Source organism: Aggregatimonas sangjinii (genome assembly GCF_005943945.1).
Lineage (GTDB): Bacteria > Bacteroidota > Bacteroidia > Flavobacteriales > Flavobacteriaceae > Pelagihabitans > Pelagihabitans sangjinii.
This window is the reverse complement of sequence record NZ_CP040710.1, coordinates 3,509,083-3,534,421: the sequence shown is the minus strand read 5'-3', so window position 1 is coordinate 3,534,421 and position 25,339 is coordinate 3,509,083. Positions and strand designations below refer to the sequence as shown.

Genomic DNA, 25,339 nt, shown 5'->3' with positions numbered 1-25,339 from the left:
GATTCATCAATCAACACGCCACTTTTATCAATTGGGATGAAAGTGGTTTTTAATTTCATCAAAATGAAAAAATCACTGTGTTTCAAGTATCTCCTCGCCATAATTAGTATTACATTCTTCAATTATCAATCCGCTATTTACGGCCAAACTTTCGAAGCATCCATCGATAGTATATTACTTGAAAAATATCCCCCAAATGCGCCTGGAGCAACATTTCTGATATCTAAAAATGGAAATATCATCTATCACAAAGCGTTCGGTCTTTCAAATCTAGAGTTGGCCGTTCCCATGAAGAACGGAAATGTTTTCGAAATAGGGTCTATCACAAAACAATTCACCGCGATTTCTATTATGATGCTCATGGAAAGTGGTTTACTGAATCTGGAGGACGAGATAACGAAATATATTCCCGATTACCCGACTAATGGCAACACAATTACAATACACCATTTGTTGACACATACATCTGGAATAAAATCGTTTACTAGCATCAAGGGATTAAATACCATAGCAGAACAAGATTTGACTCCTATGGAATTAATCGATTTTTTTAAAAATGAACCTATTGATTTTCTTCCGGGTGAAAAATTTAAATACAATAATTCAGGATATATTTTATTGGGCTATATCATTGAAAAAATAACCGGACTGGATTACGCCACTTTTGTCGAAGAGAATATTTTTAATGAACTGGAAATGAAGGCCTCTCGGTATGCAAGTCATAGCAAAGTAATTCAGGACAGAGCTTCGGGATACCACCATAAAGATGGCTATACGAATAACAAAATGATAAGTTTTAGCTTACCTTATTCTTCGGGTTCCCTGATGTCTACCACTGGTGATATGTTCAAATGGCAGGAAGCTATAAAAAACAACCTTCTAATTCGTAAAGAGACTGCCGATATAGTATTTACCAACTACACCTTGAATAATGGCGAACATATTGACTACGGTTATGGTTGGCATATCAAAAAGATAGAAAACGCGCGAAGTTTGGAGCATGGGGGCTCAATTTTCGGCTTCAAATCAATGGGTGTCTATATACCTGATTCGGATATCTACGTTATCGGATTAAGTAATTGCGGCTGCAATTCACCAACTGAAGTGACACGGAAAATAGCAGTGTTGGCCATGTATGACTGAAGTCTGTTTGTAGATTTTCAAAACATCTAAAAAGTATTTAAGGAAACCGGTTTTGAGAAATCCTTTCGGTCATCCTATGGTATGTCTTGCGTAAAAGGACTCTTTCTTGGTTTTTCGTTTTCTCCAGAAGCATTGTTGGTCTAAAGTGAAATAAATTTTGTAATCTTTTTTAAAGTAAGGCAATAAAGCATTCGGAGAAGGTATGCTGTTCAAAGAAGAAAGGTAATTGCTAATGAGGGATACGTCCGTTAAGCGGAATATCGCAGACTTTAGCAAAACCGAAAGTAGCCGAGATGAGCGAATAGAGCGCTCCATTTGAAACAGTCGTAGCCATCTTGCCGTATTCTCGCCCCTTCCTTATCTTTACAAAAAAAGCTTGCATACGCATTGTTATGAAATTCACGCTAGGCCTTCTCTTTTGTTGTCTTGTCTTTTCCTGTCAAACACCGCCCGTTGAATTTTATGAAACCGAGGTGGGTTTGGACGAATACCGCCTAGAAAAGGGGTTTGAGTTGCAAGTGATAGCCGCAGAACCCCTTCTGAAAGCTCCGGTCGCAATGGATTTTGACGCCCAGGGTAGGATATGGGTAGCGCAGATGCCCGGCTATATGAACGATATGCAAGGTTCTGATGAGGAGAAACCGGTCGGCAGTATTCAAATCCTCGAAGATCTGGATGGCGATGGTGTCGCCGATCATACCAAAACATTCCTCGATAGTCTCGTAATGCCCCGCGCATTGGCTCACGTCTACGGCGGGCTATTGTACGCTGCACCACCGAACTTATGGTTTGTAGAAATCGAGAACGACGAACCTACAAACCGTGTATTGGTAGATTCCATCTATGCGGTCGAGGGCAATCCCGAACATCAACCCAACGGTTTGCTGTTGAACATCGATAATTGGATTTACAATGCGAAATCTAATTTCAGGTACCAACGCAAGAACGGAGTGTGGAAAAAAGAGCCCACTACCTTTAGAGGACAATGGGGCATTTCAAGCGATAATTTCGGAAGACTCTACTATAATGATAATTCCCGACAACTCTTGGGAGACCATGTGCTGCCCAATCGCTTGGTCAGGAACACCTATTTTACTCCGAAAGTGGGTGTGGACCAATTGCTGACCAAGGATCAACGTGTATACCCCTTGCACGCCACCACCGTCAACCGAGGGTATGCCAAAGGGGTGCTTAATAAGGATAGTATCTTGTTGAAAACCACCGCTGCCTGCAGTCCGTTAGTGTATCGGGGCGGTGTTTTTCCGGAATCCTACGCCCAGAACGTTTTCGTTTGTATTCCGGAGGGAAATCTTATCAAACGGAATATCCTCACTTTTACCGGAGATTCGACCATAGCCGAACAGGCTTGGGAGGGCAAAGAGTTTCTTGCTTCGACCGATGAAGGTTTTCGTCCGGTGAATCTCAACAATGGACCCGACGGCAGCTTGTATATCGTAGACATGCATCGCGGAATGATAGGACATCATGCCTATTTGAGTCCGTATCTGAAGGAGAAAACCAAGGGCAATCGTCTGGACACCTTAACCGATTTCGGACGCATATTGAAGGTAAGGAAAATTGATGGAGCCCAAAAGCCGCTACCTGATTTCGATGCTTTACAAGGAATTGAATTGGTAGGCCTACTCGCGCACAAAAACGGATGGGTGCGCAATCGCGCACAGCACTATTTGGTATTCAAAGAGATGAAGCATGTGCTGGAGGAGGTGCAATATGTAGCGCAGGATACCGAAAATGAATGGGCGCAAATTCATGCCCTTCGCATTTTGGAAGCGTGGGATGAGCTCACTTTTGAATTGCTAAGCGAGGTTGCTGAAAAGAGCAAGCCTCAGGCTATTGCACATGCCATCGTTTTGATGGAGTCTTTTGCATCTACCGAAAATGCTAAAAATGCGGAGCGGCTTTTTATAAAGTTGTTGGAAAGGGAGGAAGCAGCGATTGATTTGTACTTGGGCAGTACCTTGGGTAAATGGATGGCCGTTGACAACGACAGGTTTTTCGAGCCTTTGATGATGGTGGTCAATAAGCACAAGCAGAACCGGATTGTCATAGAGGCAGTTCTAAGCGGTTTGGACGGAGAAGAGGATACATTTTTAAAAAGTTTAAATACACTGACGTCTTTCAATGAATCCGAATTTGGAGATAGGCTCAGCCGAATTATCGAGAACCGAAAAAGCGGAAACGTAAACCAGATTTTTTCTAGAAAATCCCTAGCCGAGGACAATCGTACGGCGGGCGCTAAAATGTTCTACCAAATCTGTGCTTCTTGCCATGGCGCCAATGGTCAGGGTATCGATGGCTTGGCGCCACCGTTGATGAATTCCGAATATGTGGCCGATGCGAAACGTTTGGCTCTTATCGTATTGCATGGTTTAGAGGGCCCTGTTCATGTTAATGGTGAACTGTACGATATGAATTTGGCCATGCCCGGGCTCATCAGAAACGAGGATATTTCGGATAAGGATATCGCGGACATCATATCGTATGTGACCAATGCTTTTTCAAATAGGCCGGCTGCACTGAAACCTGAAAGGATAAAGGAGCTTAGAGAGGTGAAATCGGTTTCTGGAATGGAGTATACAGAAGAAGAGCTAAATGGGTTTGTTAAGTAGGTTCATGCTTAGTATAGTACCGGTTGAATAATTCACTTTCTATCTTACGCTAATTTTGTAGTCAACCTAGTTTCTATCCAGAATTTTAGCGATTAGGGGTATTTTAAATCGCTACCAGTAAATTAGCCCGGTGCCCAAGTATTTTTCCGCAGTAGAGCGGTATTAGTCGATTCATTTTCCAGGTCGTATATTTTTTTACTTTCTGTGTAAACGTCAATAAAGGCGAGGCCGCAATGACGATTTCGGTCAAAGACCTACCTCCTAAAAAATAATCGTCCCGGGTGTCCAGTGTGTAGCGGCGTAATTTCCATGCGACATAAAAGGCCACAAATCCGGTAAACAAGGGCAAGGTGTGCAATGTTCTAGCTATGAATATAATGACATTTTAAATTACATTGGAGTCCGGAGTGCCATGCATTTGATTCAATTTCGATGGGAATGAAGTGTAGAGACCAATAAAAAAATCCATATTTTTATCGATAAACCTGAGCGTTCCAAGGGAACTTCGGAGGAGTAAATCAGAAAAAAGCAGCTATGCGTTATCAGGCGACAACTAGAATGGCGGTCAGTGTTTCGATTTGCTTCCTACTCATTTTAGTTTCATGTATGCAAGAAAAGAAGAAAGTCGGAGTACCGGAAAATAAAAGTAATCCTACCACTTTACACTCTTTAAAGACAGAAAATTTCACCATCGAAATCGATGGAAAGCAAACTGGTCTATACACGTTGAAGAACGATAATGGGGTCGAAATTACCTTTACCGATTACGGTCAGCATTTGGTAGCGCTATATCTGCCCGATAAAAACGGAAATTTTGAGGATGTGGTCCTGGGGTTTGACACTATTGATGCGTATATAAATGGTGGAGGTGCTTACATGGGCTCTGTTATCGGCCGGTATGGAAACCGTATTGCAGAGGGTAAATTTACATTAGATGGTACCGAATACACTCTGGCGCAGAACAACAACGGAAATCATCTTCACGGAGGTATCAAGGGTTTTCACGCAGTGGTATGGGATGCCAACCAACTATCAAATAGCGAAATCGAGTTTGAAAGGACTTCTCCCGATATGGAGGAAGGCTACCCGGGCAACCTTAAAGTAAAAGTAACTTATACCTTATCCGACGAGAACGAATTGAATATTAAGTATACCGCTACAACGGATAAAACCACGGTACTCAACCTTACGCATCACTCCTTTTTTAATCTCGAAGGGGAGGGCAACGGCACTGTTGATAATCATGAGATGAGGATCAATGCCGATGCTTTTACCCCTGTTGATGCTGGTCTCATCCCTACGGGCGAAATTAAAAAAGTAGCAGGAACGCCTTTTGACTTTCGCCAGATGAAATCCATCGCGCGTGATATTGAATCGGGAGACGAACAATTGCTTTTTGCCAAGGGTTACGACCATAATTTCGTGCTGAACCAAGGTCCTACCGATGAAAACGGACTCGTTCTTGCGGCAGAGGTTGTTGCTCCAAAAAGCGGTAGAACCTTGCAAGTGTATACCAACGAGCCCGCAATTCAATTCTACGGGGGTAATTTTTTAAATGGAAAGGATATTGGCAAAAGTGGAAAGCCCTATCCATTTCGAGGGGCTTTTTGTTTGGAGACGCAGCACTATCCCGACTCACCCAACCAACCTGGTTTTCCTTCGACTGTTTTAGAACCAGGTGAAGTGTATTCTTCGGTCTGTATGTACAAGTTCGGCCTGATAGAATAGTCATGCTAGCGTCTTGAAAATTATCAGTTGCGAGAGTAAGCTTTTTCGAAAATCGCTATAACGAAACCAAATTTTCCCTAGTTACCTCTTTCATGTATACCAAGTGATCGAGGGCCTTCTCGGTAAAGGCAAATAAACTCGCCGAACGGTCTAGGTTTTGATTTTCGTAGCTGACCTTGTAGTATTTATTATTGTTAAGATAATCGGTCAAGGCGCGAAGACCGTGTAGGAACGGCATAAGCACCGCTCCGCTTGCTAATGACTGTATTTCCTTGTCGGAGAGAAAGGCACCATTGCTGGCCAAACCCATCACCAGTGCTTTGAAAAGCGGTTTTTGAAAATTGATTTTGGAATGATCTTCTTCATCTTCGGAAGCTGTATTGGCAATGGTGCGTACGGCATCTCCGAAATCATATGAGAAGCGACCGCACATCAGGGTGTCCAGATCTATCAGGCACAGCGCTTTTTGGGTAGTTTCGGAGAATAGGATGTTGTTCAGCTTTGTGTCGTTATGACAAACGCGAATGGGAAGATCATTCACTTGCATGGTGAGAAGTTTCCCGAATGTCTCCTTCGCGAATGAAATAGCATTACCCGCCATTTTTAGCTGATCTGAAGATGCAGAACCCAAGGCTTCGAAAAATTGATCGCTGCGCAATTCAAGTTCATGAAAGCGAGGTATGGTCTCGATGTATTGGGAAGGGTCGGCCTTTTGTAAAAGCACATGAAACTTGCCGATAATACGTCCCGCCTCGAAAGCGACTTCTTCATTGGGAGCGGTATCATAGGTGCGTGTGTTTTCTAAAAAACCTATTAACCTCCAGTACGATATGGGTTCATCTTTTCGCTCGTAATAAGAACCACCTTCTTTGGTCGGTACCAGATCGAGTTGTGTATAGTCGCTACCCCTTAGATGGTGAAGCGCATTTTGAAAATTGCCCATAAGGCCGGAGACATTTTCAAAGACCACATGATTGATTCGCTGTAGCACATAAATCGGGCGAACGGCATTCGAAACCAAAAAGGTGTCATTGATCAGGCCACTGGTCATTGCCTGAAAAGTGTAGTTGTCCTCGGGGATTTTAAATTGCCCTAATATTGCACTAAGCGCTTCGTCCGTATTTGATGCTATTGCCATAAGGGAGACACGTACTGTCCCTCGTTCGTTTTTTGTTGTAGGCTTTTGACCGCAACTTCCCTGTCACTGGCATAGGTTACTCCAAACCAATTGTCTTGCGATGGCACCACTTTCACTTTAGCCTTACCTGCCTGCAATAAATTCTGAATCGTTTTTGGGATGTAAAGTTCGCTGGTTCTGATCATATGATCATCTTCTAAAAACTCGCGAAATTCGGTCTCGATTTCATCGAAGATAGCGGGACGACATATCCAAAAGTTCATACTGGCCAATTCGTCACCGGTATATTCCATACCCGAATCGGCATCGATAACCTTGTCGCCCTCTTGTGCCAGCTTTAATCGTTCATCTACTGAAATTAAATTGTCGCCATCGGTCATGCAAACACCTCTTGAAACGGTACCGTGTTCCGAAAGGGTGTCTTTCAAGGTGTACCCTATCAGGGCATAGTGGTCATCTTGGGGATGCTCCTTGATAAATTTTGCGGCGTTGGCGTAAGCGGATTGTCCGTAAAAATCATCGGCATTGATCACACAAAATGGTGCATCTATGACATTTCTAGCGGTCCAAACGGCATGGGCCGTTCCCCATGGTTTTGGTCGCTCTCCAGTGAAAACAACACCGTAGGGCAAATCGGTGATTTCTTGTGCCAAAACATCTAACCTCACATCGGAGGGCAATCTGTCTTCTAAATGCTCCTGTAGGAAATTAACATTGTCTTTTTTTGTGATTACCACGATGTGGTCAAATCCGTTTTTAAGGGCGTCGTAGATGGCGAACTCCATTAAGAATTCCCCTTCTGGACCTAAATCATCGAATTGTTTCAGTTTTCCGTATCGGCTTCCGCTTCCTGCGGCCATTAAAAGTAATGTCATGAATATGGTATTTATACTACAAAAGTAGTTTTTTGATTCAAAATAAAGGGCGTTGACCCACTAGTTTCCTATAAAAACATCCTTTTTGAAACTAAATGAGTTTGGAATTTTATATTTTAACGGAATGTGATTGCAAATCGTATTCTACTTCCAAACTTAAAAACAGCACTATGAATTCTAGACGAAAATTTATTCGAAAATCAGCGCTGATAGGTGCTGGGACTGCTTTGGCCCCCAACCTCACCTACAGCATGTTCGATACTAACCAAAATAATAAATTAAACGTGGCACTCATTGGTGCAGGACTGCGGGGTACGAACCATCTCGAGAACCTGCTTTTGCGTAAGGACGTAAATGTGACCGCGGTATGCGATATCGACGCAGATCGTATAGCCATAGCAAAAGATAAAATCGCCAAAGCGGGTGGGAAGGCCCCAAAAACCTTTGGGAGCAACGACTTGGATTACCGGAATCTTTTGGCGCTAAAGGAAGTTGATGCTGTTATCATTGCTACCCCATGGTTATGGCATGTACGAATGACCGTTGATGCCATGAAAGCTGGAAAGTACGCAGGTGTTGAAGTCTCTGCGGCCAATACGATGGAAGAGTGTTGGGACCTGGTGAATGTTCACGAACAAACGGGCAACCACATGATGATTTTGGAGAACGTAAACTACCGACGCGATATCATGGCCGTTTTGAATATGGTGAAGCAAAATGTCTTTGGAGAGCTGGTACATTTTAGATGTGGGTACCAACACGATTTGCGCCATGTAAAATTCAATGATGGAAAAACCGCTTATGGTAAAGGGGCCGAGTTTGGGGAAAAGGGTATTTCTGAAGCGAGATGGCGTACAGAGCATTCGGTAAAGCGCAATGCCGATGTATACCCTACTCATGGCGTTGGTCCGATTGCGGTGATGGCAGACATCAACAGGGGCAATCGATTTGTATCGATGACCTCGCACGCCACGAAGGGCATAGGATTGCATAATTATATCGTGCAAGTCGGAGGGGAGGACCATCCGAACACAAAGGTAAAGTTTAGGCAGGGCGATGTAATTACCTCTACCATCGACACTGCCAATGGCGAGACGATTATCATAACCCATGATTGCAATTTGCCAAGACCATATTCCTTAGGATTTCGGGTGCAAGGCGCTAACGGTTTGTGGGAAAATGACGGCGATAGAATTTATATCGAAGGCCAATCAAAAGAGGCGCACAGTTGGGATGCCGATACCGAATGGCTTAAAAAATACGATCATCCGTTATGGCAAAAGTTTGGGGAGTACGCCCTGGATGCCGGCCATGGGGGCATGGATTTCTTTGTACTGAATTCTTTCGTTGAATCTGCCAAAGCGAACATTGCACCACCACTGGATGCGTATGACGCGGCTGCGTGGAGTGCCGTAACCCCCTTGTCGGAAGCCTCTATTGCGAACAACGGCGAACCTCAGGACTTTCCCGATTTTACACGGGGTATGTGGATAAAGCGACAACCGTACCAATGGATCAAGGAGAGCTATTAGCCTTACTGGAATATGGAATAAGAGCCTAGAAACAAGAGACAAGAATCAAGACAAAGAGGGAATTTGGCAAATAAAGGATATCGTTTAGAAGTGTAGTTTTTTACTTTCTCTATTCTCTATTCTCTATTCTCTATTCTCTATTCCCTAATCATAATTTTCTCGCCTCGAAAATTTTCATGAACAACATCGTACTCATTTTTTGAGCGCGGTTTTTGACAATCCAAGTGTTTTCGCCCTCGAAAAGTTCGTCCAAGGTTTCAAACCAGAGGTTGAGCCATTGACCGAAATGTTCTGAGGTAACCGTATGATTCACTTTTTTATCGACCTCTTGATGTACGGTGACCGGATTGCCGTGGTATTTGCGTTTCAGGAAGAGCTGCGTTTCCCAAAAATCGGTAAGCAATTCAAAGTGTTCTTCCCAGTCGGTGATGACCGTTTCAAAAATAGGCCCAAGTTCGGAATGTTTTCTGATTTTCGAATAGAAGGTACGAACCAAAAGGGCGATTTCGGACCTATTTGCTATATCGGCTTTAGCAGACATTTATAGTGTATAATCGTCAAGGTAAGGAATAAAGTTGATGACTTACTTAAGGCTTGTTCAAGGGAGCCAGAATTTATCCGCCTCAGGCATATTTTTTTGCTTGCCAAGAAGTAAAGGGTTAAAATTCATTTGCGCAAAAAGGTACCATACGGTCGATGATAAGGCAGGGGTAATATCGGCATGATCCCATAGGATCGTAGCTCCGTAATTAGTTCCGTGATTGGTCACATAGGGGATTCCTTTAGCACTATTCATTTCAAAACTTCGAATAAATGTCTTTTCGATTTGCGTTAGTAGTTCTTGAGATTTTTCTTGATTTCCGATAGTCTGAAATGCGACAGCCATTTGGGCGGTACCCTCTAACCAGATGACGTCTTTGTCCTCGTCAAAACAATAGCCTGTAACCTCCTGGCCTGAAAGTGTACTGGTTTGTGATGTAAGGAAAAGGGTATCAGCAGCATCTAGACTGTTAATTGGAAAATCTGATAAAATACTTTGACTTAAAGCCAGAACATCGAGTGCATTGGTATAGCTTTCATTGTCCGGCCAAGCGACAAGATTCTGCAGCTTCGCGTCCCAACGGTCGTTTTGCAAATAGTGGAGAATATTCTTATGAAAGTCATCATAGCCGGGAATGGCATTGTAAGCAGTAAGGATGCCTTCGGTCACTTTAGGGATTGCCGTACCATTTTCATTGTAACCTCCGAAAAGACCACCGTCCACATCTTGCAAAGACCGGATCCAGTTTTCGAGCTTATCGGCCATGAGGGCGTATTTTTGCGAATTGCTGGCCTGATGATAATGACGGATTGCCATAAGTAACCAAGCATTGTCGCCCAACCATTTACGGCTTCCGTTTTCACCGGCTTTATTTCTAAATTGATAGAATCCGCCTGAATCTATTCCGAACTCATTTTCTATGCTATTTGCGAAGAAATCCAATACTGATTCCGCTTTATGCAACTCTCCCTGTTGAATGAAAAATATGGCAGCCAAGGCGTTGTCGTAAAGCGATACGAAATCCTGATTTTCCGAGCTGGTCAATAGGCCGTTCGTAGCTTGAAGATGATCGATCCAGTTGAGAATAGGTTCCGTATCATTCCTTTCAATACCACTGTTTTTTTCTTCCTCCGGTAGCAAGACGGTTTCGACCATGGATACGGGATTTGTTACCAATTCTTCTTTTTGGCAGGAAACGGCAAGACCGACAATGAGAACATAAAAGATGTATTTTTTTACCATCGTCTTTTATAAGTATCTGTTTTGAGATTAAAACAGATTCCAAAATTAGGATGGATTTCTTAGTGATGGCTCTTTACACGTTCTATGGTGTTGAAGTTCGACGAGGTGCAAACAGCTTGTGGCTAATCCTTAATTCAGGTTTTTCGACCGATAAGGGCAACTTGGCAAATCGAGAATAGTAGCGTTTTATCGATATAACAAGCCGTCTTAAATCTACTATTTTAAAAATTAGATTTGATGTTTCGTGCATCACGAATGCCATTTAATTCAAAACCTTTGTTATATTTGTGCCGTTGTGTTGTGACTCGAATCTTTTTAGTTTCGAGCCAATGAAAGGCTTTCCAAGTTGGGAGGCTTTTTTTATGAAGTATATTCTAGGATGAGACAGAGGAAAAATATGTGGACACAAGGCCGGTATTAGGCAATTTCTTTAAGTGGGGAGGAATCTTCGGGATTACTGTCTTTTTCGGACACCTTTTTAAGCTTGGATGCTTTTCTAATCTCTTCCTCTTTCTTTCGCAATTCTTGCAAGCGTTTCCAATTTTCTTCGGCTTTCGCAACTTTGGCTTTTGAACGTGTTCTTTCCATAGGGGGGAATGTTGAGTCTATTTAGGATATATAGCCACAAACCCATGTACTCCAAATTGATGGTACGATGCGATTAGTGGTTAGTGTTTCTGCAAATTTAAATCACAAACGATTTACTGTTCTAAATTATCGTTGATTGGTTAATGCTTACGATAAAAAGCATGATTTGGACTTTATAGTGAACTTTTAAAGATTTTTTGTTTGACGGGGATTGAAATTCGCTTGGAAGCCATTTTGTAGATGAGCGTCTCTAAAGAAGCTAGCTAAATCGAATGAATTACAAAGTGAATCAGACTTGCGGCCAATTTAGCAGTTTGATTGTCGATGTCGTACTTCGGATTCATTTCCGCCAGATCAAGACTCTGCAATTTTTTTGATGTAATAATTTTTTCCAAGCACTTTAGCACGATGTCCGGGGAAAAACCCATGGGAGAAGGGGCACTCACCCCTGGGGAATAGGCAGATGAGAATCCGTCTAAATCTATAGTCACGTATATATGGTCTACACGCTCAATGAATTTATCAAGTGCGTTTTCTACTGTTGTGAAATGGCTGAGATCAAAATTCCTATTTTCAACATAGTCTACACCCAACGTTGAGGCAGTTTCAAAAAGCAGCTTGTCATTGGCGTCTTGGCGAATGCCTAAAGCCAAATAGTGGAACGGTTTACCTTCTGTCTGGCAATCTTGGGCTATTTGGTAAAACGGGGTACCGGAGTTGTTTCCGCTTTCGTTGGAGCGAAGATCAAAATGGGCGTCAAAGTTAATGATGCCAATGGTTTTATCCGATCCCATAGGGGTTTTTAAACCATTGTAATGACCATAGGCAATATCGTGGCTACCCCCCAACAGTATTGGAAACACATTCATCTGAAGTAAATGGCTTGTTTTGGAAGCTAATAATGCTTGTGCATTTTCCATCTCGTCGGCAGGTCCTTTAATGGTGCCGAAATCTGAAAAAACAACGTTTTCAGCAAGATGATTGGGCATTTTGCCCAACACTTTTCTGATGGCATTTGGTCCTTTCGCAGCACCTTTACGGCCTTGGTTCCTTTTAACCCCCGCATCACAGGCATACCCTAAGAGACCAATAGATTTCTCATTGGATAGATTCCATTCCTGTTCCAAATCGACACAACGTATTTTTTGGTGCAAGTATAGCTGCCGATTCGATTCTCGACCGATATATATTTCGGGCTTGGTAGCGATATATCTATTCATACTGGTTTTTGACTTTAAGTTACCGCTTCATCGAACAATCCGTGCAATAAAGCATCATCTACCAAATTCGGTAGGGTAACCTTCAATGCCGGTGTACGGGCCATTTCCCTTTTAATTGCGAACAAGGCTTCTTCATTGCGTGCCCAACTGCGTCGGGAAATACCATTGTTCACGTCGTAAAATAGCATATTTTTCAATCGCTTTGACGCCGCTTCCGAGCCATCGAGCAACATGCCGAATCCGCCATTTACCACTTCGCCCCAACCTACGCCGCCACCGTTGTGTATGCTCACCCAGGTAGCGCCACGAAAACTATCTCCAATAACGTTATGAATGGCCATGTCGGCAGTGAACTTGCTGCCGTCGTAAATATTACTTGTTTCCCGGAAAGGGGAATCGGTACCGCTCACATCGTGGTGGTCCCGTCCCAAAACTATGGGCCCCTGAATTTTCCCAGACCGAATGGCTTTGTTGAAGGCCTCCGCAATTTTAGCACGACCTTCTGCATCGGCATATAGAATCCTGGCCTGGGAACCTACTACCAATCGGTTGTTTTCCGCCTCAGTTATCCACTTAATGTTGTCCTGCATTTGCTGCTGAATTTCTTCCGGAGCTTCCGCTTTGATTTGTTCCATAACCTTTAGGGCAATGGTATCTGTCTTTCGCAAATCTTCGGGATTTCCCGAAGTGCATACCCAACGGAAGGGTCCGAATCCGTAGTCAAAACACATAGGACCCAAAATATCCTGAACATAAGAAGGGTATTTAAAATCGATGGTATTCTCCGCCATGATATCCGCTCCTGCCCTGGAGGCCTCCAACAGAAACGCATTGCCGTAATCGAAGAAATAGGTGCCCTTTGCAGTGTGGTTGTTAATGGCTTGGGCATGGCGTCTAAGCGATTCCTGTACCTTTTCTTTAAACAGGTCAGGGCTTTCACTCATCAAATCGTTGGCTTCTTCAAATGAATAATCGACCGGATAATACCCGCCCGCCCACGGGTTGTGCAAAGAGGTTTGATCAGAGCCGAGGTGAATAAAGATATCGGCCTCATCAAATTTTTCCCAGACGGTCACTACATTTCCTATAAACGCCAGGGAAACTGTTTCTTTCTCTTTAATTGCCTTTTTGGTTCGGGAAACCAGCTCTTCCATATCGTCCAATAATTCATCGACCCAACCTTGTTCGTGCCTTTTTTTTGCCGCCGCCGGATTTACTTCTGCGCAAATAGTGATGCAGCCTGCGATATTTCCCGCTTTAGGCTGTGCACCGCTCATACCGCCCAGCCCTGCGGTCAGGAATAGTTTCCCTGCGGGATTTTCATTCCTTTGTAAGACCTTTCGAAAAGCGTTCATTACCGTAATGGCGGTACCATGAACGATGCCCTGGGGGCCAATGTACATGTAGGAGCCAGCGGTCATCTGTCCGTATTGGGTCACCCCCAGCGCATTGTATTTCTCCCAGTCGTCCGGTCGCGAATAGTTGGGGATCATCATCCCGTTGGTCACTACAACGCGAGGCGCTTCTTTTGAAGAAGGAAACAGGCCCATTGGATGTCCGGAATAAACGTGTAACGTCTGCTCCTCGCTCATCATGGCCAAATACCGCATGGTCAATAGGTACTGCGCCCAATTTTGGAATACCGCACCGTTACCCCCATAGGTGATGAGTTCCTCGGGGTGTTGTGCCACCGCCGGGTCTAAATTATTTTGGATCATCAGCATAATACCGGCGGCTTGAAGCGATAGGGCCGGGTATTCGCCGATTGGCCGAGCGTACATGTCGTATTCCGGCTTGAACCGATACATGTAGATACGCCCATGCGCCTGTAATTCGGTCGCAAATTCCTGGGCCAGTTCTTGATGCCATGCTTCCGGAAAATAACGCAAGGCATTGCGAATCGCCAACCTTTTCTCATCCAAAGAAAGAATGTCTTTCCGTTTTGGCGCGTGGTTCGCACTGTAAACATATTCCCTTTTCTCTGGAAGACTGGCAGGTATCCCCCGTAGAATTTGTGATTTGAAATCTAGACTCATTTTCCTTTTTTACTTATACCTAATCTCTAACTTCTAATTTTGTACTTCTACTGATGTTTATCAAAAACGGCCTGCCCATTTTTCCAAACCACACACGGCTTAAACGAGCCTTGGTTGTAAAGGATTTCTCTGTAATCGTTGGTGTGGAATAAGCAGAAATCGGCTAAAAACCCTAGAGCCAATTGCCCCCTGTTTTTTAGATTCAAGGCCGCAGCCGCCCGATAGGTAATGCCTGCCAGCACTTCGGCATTGGTCAATTTTTCAAAAGTGCCCAAGATAGCGGCTTGGGTAAGCAAATCACCCATAGGTGCGGAACCCGGGTTGTGGTCACTGGCTATGGCCAAAGCGCCGCCTGCGTCCAATATTTTTCGGGCCGGTGTAAAGCCACACCCCAAGCCCAAAGAGGCACCGGGTAGCGCAGTAGCGATGACATTGCTTTTTGCCAATAGTTCGATTTCAGCCTGCGTACTGGCTTCCAAATGGTCCGCACTAACCGCACCGAAAGCGACGGCGACCTGGCTACCGCCGGTAGAAAATTGGTCCGCATGTACGGTGATGTCAAACCCCATTTCCCGGGCTTTTTGAAAATATGGAGTGATCTGAGCCTCGTAAAAGGCACTCTCTTCAATAAAAGCGTCGATGCGATTGGTGAGTTTTTCTTCCTTCAAAACGGGAAATAGTTTTTCAGCGATTTCCGTTAAATAATTTTCTTCATCCCCTTCAAAATCCTTGGGCAACATATGCGCGGCCAAACAGGTGGAAATCAAATCTATCGGAAGTTCCTTGTTGGCTTCCCGAATGGCCCTGAGCATTTTAAGTTCTTCGTCGACCGAAAGGCCGTACCCGCTCTTTACCTCTATGGTGGTGACCCCGTTTTTCAAATGTTGTTTGGCCCGTTTGATCGTTTTTTTGACCAATTCGGCCTTGGTCGCCTTTCTGGTTTGGGTCACGGTATCCCAAATGCCACCCCCGGCTTTTGCAATTTCCAGATAGGATTTTCCCGCATTTCGCATGGCATAATCATTGGCCCGACTTCCGCCAAAGCAGATATGCGTGTGCGCATCGATAAGGCCAGGAATACAAACATGGTCACCCTTTAATGCTATGATGTCCGCTTTTCGGGATGAGGCATCCGCAAGGATTGCATCATAAGGACCTATTTTTAATACGCGGTCATTTTCTAGAAGCATTCCCGCGTTTTCGATTACAGGAAGCTGACCGTCAGAAAGTGCTCCTTTGAGCGGCAAGCCAGACATGGGGAGCAGTTGCTTAAAGGGGCCTATAAATTGGTAGTTGTTCATGGTTTATTTTTAGTACTGGGTAAGTAGTACCTCGTCTTTTGATTCAATTCAATAGTTCTCGAACTCACCCGAATAGGTGGTGTTCAAAGATATTCCTTTTTGTTTTCTGACTCTTTCGATGATGGCAAGCACGAATTCTTCCTCGATCATTTGAATACCGATTTCGATATCATCGGCAAAAACACGGTCCATGGTCGCGAAAGGAACTCTTTTACGGATTTCCTTATGAATTTCATCCAAGAAAATTCCGGACTTCATCGGTTTTCTGAACTCAAAGGCCTGCGCTGCGGTCAGCAGTTCTATGGCCAATATTTTTTTCACATTACCGATTACTTGCAAGGCTTTTCGCCCACTGATCGAACCCATGCTCACATGGTCTTCCTGTCCTAAGGAAGTGGGAATGCTATCGGCGCTTGAGGGAAAACATAGGCCTTTATTTTCACTCGCCAATGCAGCCGTGGTATATTGCAAGATCATATAACCCGAATTGATACCGGTATCTTTCATGAGTAGTTTAGGGACACCGGGGCTATTGCCCTCGAGCGCCAAATAAATTCTACGGTCCGAAATATTCCCGAGTTCGGAAGCGGCCAGACAGGCATAATCCAAGGCCATAGCCAGGGGTTGGCCATGAAAATTGCCACCGCTAATCGTCAGCTCCTTATCAAAGATGACCGGGTTGTCGGTGACCGAATTCAGTTCAATTTCAAGAAGCTCCTTTAAATGCAACCATGTATTTCTAGAGGCACCATGTACCTGTGGAATACAACGTAAGGAGTAAGGGTCCTGAACACGTTCGCAATCGATATGGTCTTCCATGATTTCCGAACCTTTTAGCAATCGCTTTACCCTTTTGGCCACATGCACATTACCCTTAAAAGGGCGCAACGCATGCAGTTCATTGTAGAAGGGTTTTACGGAACCTTGTAGGCTCTCGATCATCATGGCCCCTACAACATCGGATTGGGCTAAAACGGAATGCAATTCGGCAACGACTTTCACGGCATGGGCCGCAATGAACTGCGTGCCGTTGATCAAGGCCAAGCCTTCCTTTGCTCCCAATGCCAAAGGTTTTAGCCCGACTTTTTTAAAGAAGTCGGCCGTTGGTTGTACGGCACCTTCATGTTCCACTTTGCCCAATCCGATCAATGGCAAAAAGAGATGTGATAAGGGCGCTAGGTCCCCGGAGGCTCCAACAGAACCCTGTTCTGGCACTACAGGGATGGCGTCGTTCTCGATATGCCATATAATTCGGTCAATGGTACTTTCAGCGATACCGGAATAGCCTTTCGAAAGAGACTGTGCCTTTAGGATAAGCATTAGTTTTGCCAAAATGGAAGCGATCGGCTCACCCACTCCAACGCTATGACTTTGTAGAATATTGGTCTGCAAAATCCGGGTTTCTTCCTTGGAGATTGTTGTAGTACATAATGGGCCGAACCCCGTATTGATACCATACACCACCGCTCCTTTCTCAACAATATGTTGCACCGCGGCCGCACTTGCGCGTATCCTATTCCGCGCTGTTGTCGTGAGTTTAAGTTGTGTCCTGCCTTGGGCAATGGCGAGGGCAATGCCGGCCGTAAGCCAGTCCTCCCCCAAGTGGAATGTTTTTGGAGCGGTCACCATGGTATCTGTTTTGGTGTTCTAAAGATATAGTTTAAGTTTGATAATTACCAATATCAATTTGGTCAAGAAATAATAACTATGGGTTATCAATTAGAGTTGCGGCATTTTAACTATTTTATGGCGGTTGCGGAAGAATTACACTTTCGAAAGGCCGCCGAAAGACTCTTTATTTCCCAACCCGGATTAAGTCGGCAAATCAAGCAAATGGAGGAGATTTTGGAAGCGCAGTTGTTCATCCGCAATAAGAGGAAGGTAGTGCTGACCCAAGCAGGAACCTACTTGAAAGGAGAGCTTGAGTTTATCTTGAACCATCTGGACCGCACCCAAAAGCAATTAAAATTGATCGATGCCGGAAGTTCCGGAGGGCTTCGTATCGGTTTTTTAGGCTCCGCGATGCAAAAGGTGGTGCCCGATTTATTGATTCGGCTACGCGATAAATTTCCTGAAATCAAAACCACCCTGGACGAACTTTCGAACCGCGCTCAGGTCGACGCCGTGTTAAAGGATAAACTCGACCTAGGTTTTGTGCGTTTGGCCAGAGTTCCAAGCGGACTTCAAATACGGCCTGTATTCGAAGACACCTTTTCGCTGGTGTTGCCAAAAGACCATCGGCTATCTCAAAACTCTTTTCGCACCATAAAACAATTGCAGGAAGAACATTTCATCCTATTTTCCAAAGAGTACAGTCCCTTGTACTTTGACAAGGTTATGAGTATTTGCGAAGATGCCGGTTTTACACCCAAGGTTTCCCACCGATCGGTGCATGCGCAGACGATTTTCAAGCTGGTCGAAAATCATATGGGAATTGCTATCATACCGACCGCTTTACAATACGGTTTTCAAATGGACGTCCAATTTATCGAACTTAAAAATATAAAGCAGAAAGCGATTTTATCCGTTATTTGGAAATCCGATAACCGGAACCCTGTACTCAAACACAGTATGGATTTGCTTTTAGCGGAGGATTGAAAATACAAACGGAAACGCAGATTTTGAATTCTGAATTCTACACTCAAAATTCAAGATTCATATTTATTGGTTCCCTTCGTGTCCGACCCAAAAGTGTATTTTTGTTGGATAACTACAAGCGTAGATGTCCGAATAAACTATGTTTTGTATAATAAACAGATTCACTCCTTCGGGGAAATGACACTAAAGTACCAATTTATGATTTTCGATTTAATAAAAAAGAGACGTTCCGTTTTTCCATCTTCCTATAACGACAAGCCAATTGCAAAGGCCGATGTCCTAAAAATCCTCGAGGCCGCTAATTGGGCACCGACCCATAAAAAGACCGAGCCTTGGCGATTCAAGGTCATGCAGGGGCCTTCACAGGAAAAATTGGGTAGATTTTTATCCGAGAAGTACAAGGAAGTTGAACCAAGACCCAAACAAATCAAGGTTAAAAAATTGCTCGAGAATCCTGCAAAGGCGGGAGCGTTAATAGCGATATGCATGCAACGTGATGTCAAGGAAAGTGTGCCCGAATGGGAGGAAATCGCGTCGGTGGCCATGGCCGTACAAAACATGTGGTTGTGCTGTACCGAACTGGGTATCGGGTCGTATTGGAGCTCTCCGGGACTGATAAAATATATGGGGGAATTCTTCGATTTAAAAGAAGGGGAAAAGTGTTTGGGTTTCTTTTATATGGGCTATTATAAGGTGGATATACCGGAGGGGGAGCGAACTCCGATTACGGATAAAGTGGTCTGGTTGGATTAATGTTACTTTGTTTTTGAGTAACTTAACCTCTATAATTCGGAACTAATGAAGGTGAACTATCGAACAAAAAAAGAAAGTAAAAGAGAGCAAGAGCTAAGGTTTTTAAGCCTTTCACCACAAGAACGTTTTTATGCTTGGTTAAAGTTGCTGTATCAATCCAAGAAAATACTTCCCCATTCCAAAAATTCCCCTGCTAATGATAATTTCGAGATTGTGCTTCAAGTCGAACAACAATGAAACATTGGCAAGAAAATCTGAATAGTTTTATAGCCTTGACAACCAAACATGGAGTTCGTATGTTGATGGTTGGCGGTGCAGCAGTTCAATTTTATGGATATAATCGAAATTCATTGGATGTCGATTTTTGGATAGATACTTCGGAGAAGAACTTCGATAAGCTGCTGAGTGTATTTAAGGAGATGGGCTATGAGATCAGTGATTTTCCAAAAGAAGTAAAAAATAAACGGCAAAACATTTCAATTACTTTTTCTCCAATTGATTTAGATCTTGAATTGATCACAAATTTTTCGGTAAATAAAACCTTTGAAGAAGCATATCTTGACGCTAAAGAATTTGTAATCGATGAGACTCCCAGCAAAATTTACAAAGTATTATCATTGAACGATTTAATCATCAGTAAAGTTAAATCCGGAAGGCCGAAAGATTTGCTGGATATTCAAGAGCTGAAACGGATTCATAAATTGCAATAGATGAAATAGGATTTATTTCTTTTGGCCTACTAAAATGAATTCAATCCAGTTAATCTTTCGTTGATGCAATCTACGAATGCATTCTGATCATCCATATGAAGCAACAATAGGTCGCACTCCTCGGTAAGCCCATATAACTTTTCAATGGTTTGTGGCTTCGTAAAGTGAATCGCAATATTGTGGCCGGTACTTTCTTTTGCTAGGCCGAGATTTGCGACTTTTAGCTCATCGGATTGCATTTCTTTAGAACACAATTCAATTTTTTCAATCGCCTTCAAGTCAATGTTGATGTCGGCGATAAGTCCGTTTTTCAAGATTAGTTTGTTTGGAGTAAGAACGGATGGACGATATAGTAATGCTTTAACGTGCCCAATAATCATAAACCCGGTATAAATGCTTGTTGCGGTAAATAGCCAAGCGGCAAGGGAGCTCCATTTTTGTAAGAGTACGTGAAAAGCGACCGTCTCGATACAAACGACCATCAATAGAGCACACGCCAGGGCAATGGTGGCGTTTTCCTTATAATTGGTAAACTCATTGGGTCGTAGTTTCGCCTTTTTCCAAGCAAAAAAAGCATAATACAGCATTGTAATTTCGGACGCAAAAAAGGAAGCATATTTAGATTTTCCAAACAATTCCTGTGCGCTCTTTTTGCTAATCGTGTAGAAATCCTTCGCAAGCGCTGAATTGGATTTATAGATTGTTATCCCATCGTATATCTTGCGAAGGACAATGGTAAAAACGGTCAACTCTATAACAGGCAATACATAGCTAATGATATAATCAAGATGTTCTCGTCCGTTTTCGGGAAGTAAATACGTAGCGATCAGTGTCCCACCAACAAAGAATGGCACTGCTTTTAATTTGGAAACCTTACTTTTTTGCGACAAGAATAGAAAAAGGAGCGGCGCGGTAAGGGTGAAGTCATAGGTGAGGGCCGTGGTCAGTTGCGGATACTTTGATAGTAAGGGGCTGATGGCAATGCCTACGGAAATCAATACGACCAGTATTGGTAAACCATAGGTTAACAGTTGTATTCTGTTCAATTTTATATCTCCCATACTCAGATTTTAAATCACTTTTAATATAAAAATGGAAACAGTGCTTCGCGATAATCCCACATTTTTCCTAAAAATAAACCAGTGAAAACCATGGCCGTCACGAATTTCAGGAAGGTGCCGGTTAGGAAGCCCAGGAACGAGCCAAATGCCGCCTTTGCAGCGGATTTATTATCGGCCTTGTTGATAAGCTCCCCAACGAATGCCCCTACGAACGGGCCGATAATAATACCCCCCGGAATCGGAGCCAGCAGGCCCACAACGAGCCCGATTGTGGCACCGATCATACCATACCTGCTTCCACCGAATTTTTTGGTTCCCATGGCAGGGATGACATAATCCATCGCGAAAATCAATAGGGCAACAGCTGCGGTTATTCCTAAAAAGGTCCAATTCTGTGGTACCGCATTTGTGAGGTGCAGGAGCAGCAATCCGACCCAACTAACAGGCGGACCGGGGAGTACGGGAAGGAAGCTACCTAAAATACCCAAAAGGCAGAGTAGGAAACCGATAATGGTCAAGGCTATATCCATGAATAATTCGTTTGCTATTGGACGAAGATACCAATCATTTGTTACACTTTTGAAAGGCGAATTCCCAAGTCAACCATCCCACTGGTCCTAAAATTAAAAACTACTAGCTAAAATAAAAATTCAAGTATTCAACTAAAAAATTAGTTTGAACTATAATTTTAGTTATATTTGTTTCAAAGTTCAACTAAAGAATTAGTTCAAAATGAAACAACTAACCAAGGCGGAGGAAGAGGTGATGCAGATTTTATGGCAGTTGCAAAAGTGCAATGTGGCCGCCATTATCGAAGAGCTTCCCGAACCCAAACCGGCCTACAATACGGTGTCGACCATAGTGCGGATTTTGGAAAGCAAGGGTTTTGTAGATCACGAACAGGAAGGGAAGGGGTATTTGTATTTTCCGGTTTTAAAGAAGGCGGACTATAGCAACCAATCCATCAACAAATTGGTAGATGGCTATTTTCAGGGCTCGTTCAAAAGTATGGTATCGTTTTTTATGAAAAAGAACGAAATGAGCTTGTCCGAATTGGAATCGATTATGAAAGAAATAAAAATAGATGCCCAGTCCGAAGAAACGAATAAAAAAAATGATAGCTAAAATTTTGGTTTTATGATACAATATATCTTAGAGGTCATCGCCTTTCAATTGGTGTTCCTCATCATTTATGACTTTTGGTTAAAGCGGGAAACTTTTTTTCAATGGAACCGCGCCTACCTCATTGGCACCTATTTGCTCTCGATGGTATTGCCTTGGATAAAGATCGAGGCGTTAAAAACCAGCGTTCCCAAAGCCTTCTACAAGTATCCGGAATTTTTATGGAGCGCGAACGATATGGCTGCGGTAACGGTACCTGCTAACGACGGAATGGAAATGGCCGTTTCTTGGGAATTTGCACTTTTAATCGTTGGCATGTGTCTTGCCGGTTTGTTTTTCATTAACAAACTATATCAACTACAACGTCTTAAACAAAAAGGTACGATTCAGCATTTCCCCGACTTTACACAGGTTATCATCGTCAACAGTCGCGTGGCCTTTTCTTTTTTGAAGTCCATTTTTGTGGGCGATAAGGTATTCGAGGGCGACTACCAAAATGTTATCGCCCATGAGTTGGTGCACATCAGACAGCGGCATACGTATGACCTGCTATTCTTTGAATTCATGCGTGTCATTTGTTGGTTCAATCCCTTGGTCTATGTCTTCCAAAGCCGAATATCGGAATTGCACGAGTTTATTGCCGATGCCCAAGTGGCTAAGACTAATAAAGAGGCCCACTTTCAGCTGCTATTGTCCCGGGTCTTCGAGACGCAGAACATCTCTTTCATCAATCAATTTTTTAAATCCTCATTAATTAAAAAACGAATAGTCATGTTACAAAAATCACAGTCGAAACGAATTTGGAAATTAAAGTATTTGACCTTTGCGCCCATTCTTATTTTAATGTTAGGGTATACTTCCTGTGAACAGGATTTCAGCGGTACTGATGTATTGCACGAGACCATATCGGTAGTAGATATAGAGAGCCTTTCATTACAGGAGGAACGTGAAGTGTTCACGAGATTGATCGATCTTTCCGTACAGCCTCAAGATTGGGAGTTGTTGATTAAGGATAGTAACAAAAGCTCAATCCGATTTTCAAAACCGCTATCCGAAGATTCCTTTATCTCCGGACCTGGCGGATTGCCTTTGAAAGCGAGAATGCAAATCGAGTCCAGTATTCTGGACGAGGATTTCACATTGTTCAATGAAAATGAAGTTCATAGCATACAAATTTCGAATGGGGGGAGGGAAATTCCTTTTGCGGTGGTAGATGAAGTTCCGATTTTTCCGGGTTGTGAAGATTCGGACAATTCTCGAGCATGTTTTCAAGAAATGATGCAAAAACATATCAGTAAGCATTTCAATTATCCCCAAGAAGCACAGGAAAAGGGGATACAGGGTCGGGTGAGTGTGATGTTTTTGATTGGCCAGGATGGGGAGATTTCGAACATAAGAATGCGCGGTCCTGACAAGCTTTTAGAAGCTGAAGTAGCCCGTATTATTTCAAGATTACCCAAAATGACTCCTGGAAAACTAAACGGTGAGGTAGTCAACGTTCCTTTTTCGATTCCGATTACGTTCAAATTGCAGGATGATAAAGTAAATTCTGAGACAGGCCAAACGGAGTATGAGGAAATCAAAGCTTCACAATTGGCCGAAATGCCTGAAGGCTCCAGGATTCTCTTTCAAGATGCCATCCCGTTTATGTCGGTTGCACAGGCACCGGTTTTCCCGGGTTGCGAGGATTCAGCCGACGCGAGGGCCTGCTTTCAAGAATCGGTTCGTAAGCATATCAGCAAGAATTTTAATTATCCAAAAGAGGCATCGGATAGGGGCATTCAAGGTCGGGTGAGCATCATGTTCTTAATTTCTAAAGATGGATCGATTTCCAGTATAGCCAAAAGAGGCCCCGATAAACTGTTGGAGGATGAAGCGGTACGAATTATTTCCAAGCTTCCTAAAATGAAACCCGGTAAAAATGCGAAAGGGGAGCCTGTGAATGTACCTTTCTCCATTCCGATTACCTTTAAACTTTAAATTTAGTTCTTGAGAACAATAACTCTTTGTATTTTAATATTTACGTGTAAAGGAATTGCACAGTCCACTGCCGTTGCCGATAGCCTATACGCCACAGGCAACTATACCCAAGCTATCAACACCTATGCTACCGTTGGAAATACGGCTTCAAATCTGCAGATTGCCCGTGCCTATAATGCCATTGGTAATTATGACAAGGCCATAGCACAATACGAAGCCGTTGTTAACAAGGACTCAGATTTACGAATCTCCCGCCTGGAATTGGGCAAACTCTATCTTAAAACCAAGCGGTACAACGATGCCCGTAAATTGTTCACCAAATTGGTATCCGATGATAATACGAACCCGGAGTATTTCTATTATCAAGGAGAAGCCTTTCGGGAATTGGAGCAGTTTTCGAGTAGTCTCGTCGCCTATAAAAAGGCAATAAACATCGATAGTACCCACTTACGGAGTCTGTTTCAATTGGGCAAATACTTTATGGTGAAGCAAGAAAACCTCCAAGCCTTGGAATATATCGAAAAGGGACTTGCATTTTACCCCAACGATGTGGCGTTGATTAATTTGAAGGCGCTTGGACATTATAATAACAACGATTACAGGCAAGCGATTCCCGCATTTGAACGCTTATTGATAATGGGCGAAGAAAAAGAGCATGTATACCTTAAACTAGCGCATAGTTATTACAAAGAATGGGAGTTTGAAAAAGCGATAAAACGCTATAAAGCACTTTTGGAAATGGATGATTCCGTTTCAGAGGCTTACAATGGTCTTGGGGAAGTCTACATAAAAGCCAAACAGCTCGATAGTGCCGAAATGAATTTTAAATTGGCAATAGCCGCACAAGATACGGATTTGAGTGGTGAATACAGCTCGCTGGCCTATGTTGCGCGTCAAAGAAATGATCTAAAAACGGCCCTGGAGTATTATAAAATGGCTTATGAGGAGGATATGACCAATGAAATGGCTTACTTTCAGGTCTGTACGGTTGCCGATCAATTATACCAAGACCCTAAAGTAAGGTTGGCGTACTATGAGGAGTTTGAAAAGAAGTTCAAAAAGAAGCATCCCTTTTTCACCGAAACAGTCGAAAAACGGATTCGTGAACTCCAAGAGGAAATACATTTCGCCGATAATTGAT

At 43.3% G+C, this 25,339-nt stretch carries 21 protein-coding genes; 10 read left to right on the top strand and 11 right to left on the bottom strand.

Annotated elements, in window-relative coordinates:
* The first annotated feature begins 63 nt into the window (after positions 1-63).
* The 3 genes from FGM00_RS14845 (at position 64) to FGM00_RS14830 (ending at position 5,501) form a co-directional block, all read left to right on the top strand.
* Complete coding sequence (locus FGM00_RS14845) at positions 64-1,143, top strand: serine hydrolase domain-containing protein (protein ID WP_236262799.1); 1,080 nt, start codon at positions 64-66, stop codon at positions 1,141-1,143.
* A gap of 392 nt (positions 1,144-1,535) precedes the next feature.
* Complete coding sequence (locus FGM00_RS14840; protein ID WP_138853663.1) at positions 1,536-3,773, top strand: DUF7133 domain-containing protein; 2,238 nt, start codon at positions 1,536-1,538, stop codon at positions 3,771-3,773.
* 606 nt (positions 3,774-4,379) lie between these two features.
* Positions 4,380-5,501, top strand: a complete 1,122-nt coding sequence (locus tag FGM00_RS14830) for an aldose epimerase family protein (protein ID WP_236262797.1) — start codon at positions 4,380-4,382, stop codon at positions 5,499-5,501.
* A gap of 55 nt (positions 5,502-5,556) precedes the next feature.
* Here FGM00_RS14830 and FGM00_RS14825 read toward each other — a convergent pair whose 3' ends face one another.
* Together FGM00_RS14825 and FGM00_RS14820 are read right to left on the bottom strand one after the other, a co-directional pair.
* A complete protein-coding gene (locus FGM00_RS14825; protein ID WP_138853661.1) occupies positions 5,557-6,639 on the bottom strand; it encodes a phosphotransferase enzyme family protein in 1,083 nt (360 codons plus the stop codon).
* Entirely contained in the window at positions 6,630-7,514 is an 885-nt protein-coding gene (locus tag FGM00_RS14820; RefSeq protein WP_138853660.1) for a nucleotidyltransferase family protein, read from the bottom strand. The genes FGM00_RS14825 and FGM00_RS14820 overlap by 10 nt, the downstream gene beginning before the upstream one ends.
* 170 nt (positions 7,515-7,684) lie before the next feature.
* Here FGM00_RS14820 and FGM00_RS14815 point away from each other — a divergent pair, with 170 nt between their 5' ends.
* Complete coding sequence (locus tag FGM00_RS14815) at positions 7,685-9,046, top strand: Gfo/Idh/MocA family protein (RefSeq protein ID WP_138853659.1); 1,362 nt, start codon at positions 7,685-7,687, stop codon at positions 9,044-9,046.
* A 148-nt stretch (positions 9,047-9,194) separates the two neighbouring features.
* On the opposite strand, the gene FGM00_RS14810 is transcribed toward FGM00_RS14815, so the two are convergent.
* The 7 genes from FGM00_RS14810 to hutH all read right to left on the bottom strand — a co-directional run bounded on the left by FGM00_RS14810 (position 9,195) and on the right by hutH (position 17,603).
* The gene (locus tag FGM00_RS14810; RefSeq protein WP_138853658.1) at positions 9,195-9,587 is read right to left on the bottom strand and encodes a group III truncated hemoglobin; all 393 of its coding nucleotides are present in this window, start codon (positions 9,585-9,587) and stop codon (positions 9,195-9,197) included.
* Positions 9,588-9,644: 57 nt separating this feature from the next.
* The gene (locus FGM00_RS14805; protein ID WP_138853657.1) at positions 9,645-10,829 is read right to left on the bottom strand and encodes a hypothetical protein; all 1,185 of its coding nucleotides are present in this window, start codon (positions 10,827-10,829) and stop codon (positions 9,645-9,647) included.
* A 417-nt stretch (positions 10,830-11,246) separates the two neighbouring features.
* Positions 11,247-11,417, bottom strand: a complete 171-nt coding sequence (locus tag FGM00_RS19840) for a hypothetical protein (RefSeq protein WP_175416236.1) — start codon at positions 11,415-11,417, stop codon at positions 11,247-11,249.
* A gap of 263 nt (positions 11,418-11,680) precedes the next feature.
* Positions 11,681-12,637 (bottom strand): formimidoylglutamase, encoded by a 957-nt coding sequence (hutG, locus tag FGM00_RS14800; RefSeq protein WP_138853656.1) that lies wholly within the window; start codon positions 12,635-12,637, stop codon positions 11,681-11,683.
* A 14-nt stretch (positions 12,638-12,651) separates the two neighbouring features.
* Positions 12,652-14,673, bottom strand: a complete 2,022-nt coding sequence (locus tag FGM00_RS14795; RefSeq protein WP_138853655.1) for a urocanate hydratase — start codon at positions 14,671-14,673, stop codon at positions 12,652-12,654.
* 47 nt (positions 14,674-14,720) lie between these two features.
* Positions 14,721-15,974, bottom strand: a complete 1,254-nt coding sequence (gene hutI / locus FGM00_RS14790; RefSeq protein ID WP_138853654.1) for an imidazolonepropionase — start codon at positions 15,972-15,974, stop codon at positions 14,721-14,723.
* A gap of 48 nt (positions 15,975-16,022) precedes the next feature.
* On the bottom strand, positions 16,023-17,603 hold the full coding sequence (gene hutH, locus FGM00_RS14785; protein ID WP_138853653.1) for a histidine ammonia-lyase: 1,581 nt from the start codon (positions 17,601-17,603) through the stop codon (positions 16,023-16,025).
* 78 nt (positions 17,604-17,681) lie between these two features.
* Here hutH and FGM00_RS14780 point away from each other — a divergent pair, with 78 nt between their 5' ends.
* The 3 genes from FGM00_RS14780 to FGM00_RS14770 all read left to right on the top strand — a co-directional run bounded on the left by FGM00_RS14780 (position 17,682) and on the right by FGM00_RS14770 (position 20,035).
* Complete coding sequence (locus FGM00_RS14780) at positions 17,682-18,572, top strand: LysR family transcriptional regulator (protein ID WP_138853652.1); 891 nt, start codon at positions 17,682-17,684, stop codon at positions 18,570-18,572.
* A 198-nt stretch (positions 18,573-18,770) separates the two neighbouring features.
* Positions 18,771-19,325: a nitroreductase family protein gene (locus FGM00_RS14775; protein ID WP_138853651.1), complete on the top strand. Its 555-nt coding sequence runs from the start codon at positions 18,771-18,773 to the stop codon at positions 19,323-19,325.
* 233 nt (positions 19,326-19,558) lie between these two features.
* Entirely contained in the window at positions 19,559-20,035 is a 477-nt protein-coding gene (locus tag FGM00_RS14770; RefSeq protein ID WP_138853650.1) for a nucleotidyltransferase, read from the top strand.
* A 29-nt stretch (positions 20,036-20,064) separates the two neighbouring features.
* Here FGM00_RS14770 and FGM00_RS14765 read toward each other — a convergent pair whose 3' ends face one another.
* The gene (locus tag FGM00_RS14765; RefSeq protein WP_138853649.1) at positions 20,065-21,096 is read right to left on the bottom strand and encodes a hypothetical protein; all 1,032 of its coding nucleotides are present in this window, start codon (positions 21,094-21,096) and stop codon (positions 20,065-20,067) included.
* Positions 21,097-21,116: 20 nt separating this feature from the next.
* Positions 21,117-21,626 (bottom strand): DUF456 domain-containing protein, encoded by a 510-nt coding sequence (locus tag FGM00_RS14760; RefSeq protein WP_138853648.1) that lies wholly within the window; start codon positions 21,624-21,626, stop codon positions 21,117-21,119.
* A gap of 202 nt (positions 21,627-21,828) precedes the next feature.
* Here FGM00_RS14760 and FGM00_RS14755 point away from each other — a divergent pair, with 202 nt between their 5' ends.
* Genes FGM00_RS14755 through FGM00_RS14745 form a run of 3 tightly spaced genes read left to right on the top strand, consistent with a single transcriptional unit; the run spans position 21,829 to position 25,338 of the window.
* Positions 21,829-22,221: a BlaI/MecI/CopY family transcriptional regulator gene (locus tag FGM00_RS14755; RefSeq protein WP_138853647.1), complete on the top strand. Its 393-nt coding sequence runs from the start codon at positions 21,829-21,831 to the stop codon at positions 22,219-22,221.
* A 12-nt stretch (positions 22,222-22,233) separates the two neighbouring features.
* Entirely contained in the window at positions 22,234-24,198 is a 1,965-nt protein-coding gene (locus FGM00_RS14750; RefSeq protein ID WP_138853646.1) for a M56 family metallopeptidase, read from the top strand.
* A 9-nt stretch (positions 24,199-24,207) separates the two neighbouring features.
* On the top strand, positions 24,208-25,338 hold the full coding sequence (locus FGM00_RS14745; protein ID WP_138853645.1) for a tetratricopeptide repeat protein: 1,131 nt from the start codon (positions 24,208-24,210) through the stop codon (positions 25,336-25,338).
* Position 25,339: the final 1 nt, after the last annotated feature.

What these genes read in the sequence shown, in the direction of transcription:
- FGM00_RS14845 (WP_236262799.1), top strand. Translation starts at nt 64, where the DNA reads ATGAAAAAATCACTGTGTTTCAAGTATCTCCTCGCCATAATTAGTATT.
- FGM00_RS14840 (WP_138853663.1), top strand. Translation starts at nt 1,536, where the DNA reads ATGAAATTCACGCTAGGCCTTCTCTTTTGTTGTCTTGTCTTTTCCTGT.
- FGM00_RS14830 (WP_236262797.1), top strand. Translation starts at nt 4,380, where the DNA reads ATGCAAGAAAAGAAGAAAGTCGGAGTACCGGAAAATAAAAGTAATCCT.
- FGM00_RS14825 (WP_138853661.1), bottom strand. Translation starts at nt 6,639, where the DNA reads ATGGCAATAGCATCAAATACGGACGAAGCGCTTAGTGCAATATTAGGG.
- FGM00_RS14820 (WP_138853660.1), bottom strand. Translation starts at nt 7,514, where the DNA reads ATGACATTACTTTTAATGGCCGCAGGAAGCGGAAGCCGATACGGAAAA.
- FGM00_RS14815 (WP_138853659.1), top strand. Translation starts at nt 7,685, where the DNA reads ATGAATTCTAGACGAAAATTTATTCGAAAATCAGCGCTGATAGGTGCT.
- FGM00_RS14810 (WP_138853658.1), bottom strand. Translation starts at nt 9,587, where the DNA reads ATGTCTGCTAAAGCCGATATAGCAAATAGGTCCGAAATCGCCCTTTTG.
- FGM00_RS14805 (WP_138853657.1), bottom strand. Translation starts at nt 10,829, where the DNA reads ATGGTAAAAAAATACATCTTTTATGTTCTCATTGTCGGTCTTGCCGTT.
- FGM00_RS19840 (WP_175416236.1), bottom strand. Translation starts at nt 11,417, where the DNA reads ATGGAAAGAACACGTTCAAAAGCCAAAGTTGCGAAAGCCGAAGAAAAT.
- hutG (WP_138853656.1), bottom strand. Translation starts at nt 12,637, where the DNA reads ATGAATAGATATATCGCTACCAAGCCCGAAATATATATCGGTCGAGAA.
- FGM00_RS14795 (WP_138853655.1), bottom strand. Translation starts at nt 14,673, where the DNA reads ATGAGTCTAGATTTCAAATCACAAATTCTACGGGGGATACCTGCCAGT.
- hutI (WP_138853654.1), bottom strand. Translation starts at nt 15,974, where the DNA reads ATGAACAACTACCAATTTATAGGCCCCTTTAAGCAACTGCTCCCCATG.
- hutH (WP_138853653.1), bottom strand. Translation starts at nt 17,603, where the DNA reads ATGGTGACCGCTCCAAAAACATTCCACTTGGGGGAGGACTGGCTTACG.
- FGM00_RS14780 (WP_138853652.1), top strand. Translation starts at nt 17,682, where the DNA reads ATGGGTTATCAATTAGAGTTGCGGCATTTTAACTATTTTATGGCGGTT.
- FGM00_RS14775 (WP_138853651.1), top strand. Translation starts at nt 18,771, where the DNA reads ATGATTTTCGATTTAATAAAAAAGAGACGTTCCGTTTTTCCATCTTCC.
- FGM00_RS14770 (WP_138853650.1), top strand. Translation starts at nt 19,559, where the DNA reads ATGAAACATTGGCAAGAAAATCTGAATAGTTTTATAGCCTTGACAACC.
- FGM00_RS14765 (WP_138853649.1), bottom strand. Translation starts at nt 21,096, where the DNA reads ATGGGAGATATAAAATTGAACAGAATACAACTGTTAACCTATGGTTTA.
- FGM00_RS14760 (WP_138853648.1), bottom strand. Translation starts at nt 21,626, where the DNA reads ATGGATATAGCCTTGACCATTATCGGTTTCCTACTCTGCCTTTTGGGT.
- FGM00_RS14755 (WP_138853647.1), top strand. Translation starts at nt 21,829, where the DNA reads ATGAAACAACTAACCAAGGCGGAGGAAGAGGTGATGCAGATTTTATGG.
- FGM00_RS14750 (WP_138853646.1), top strand. Translation starts at nt 22,234, where the DNA reads ATGATACAATATATCTTAGAGGTCATCGCCTTTCAATTGGTGTTCCTC.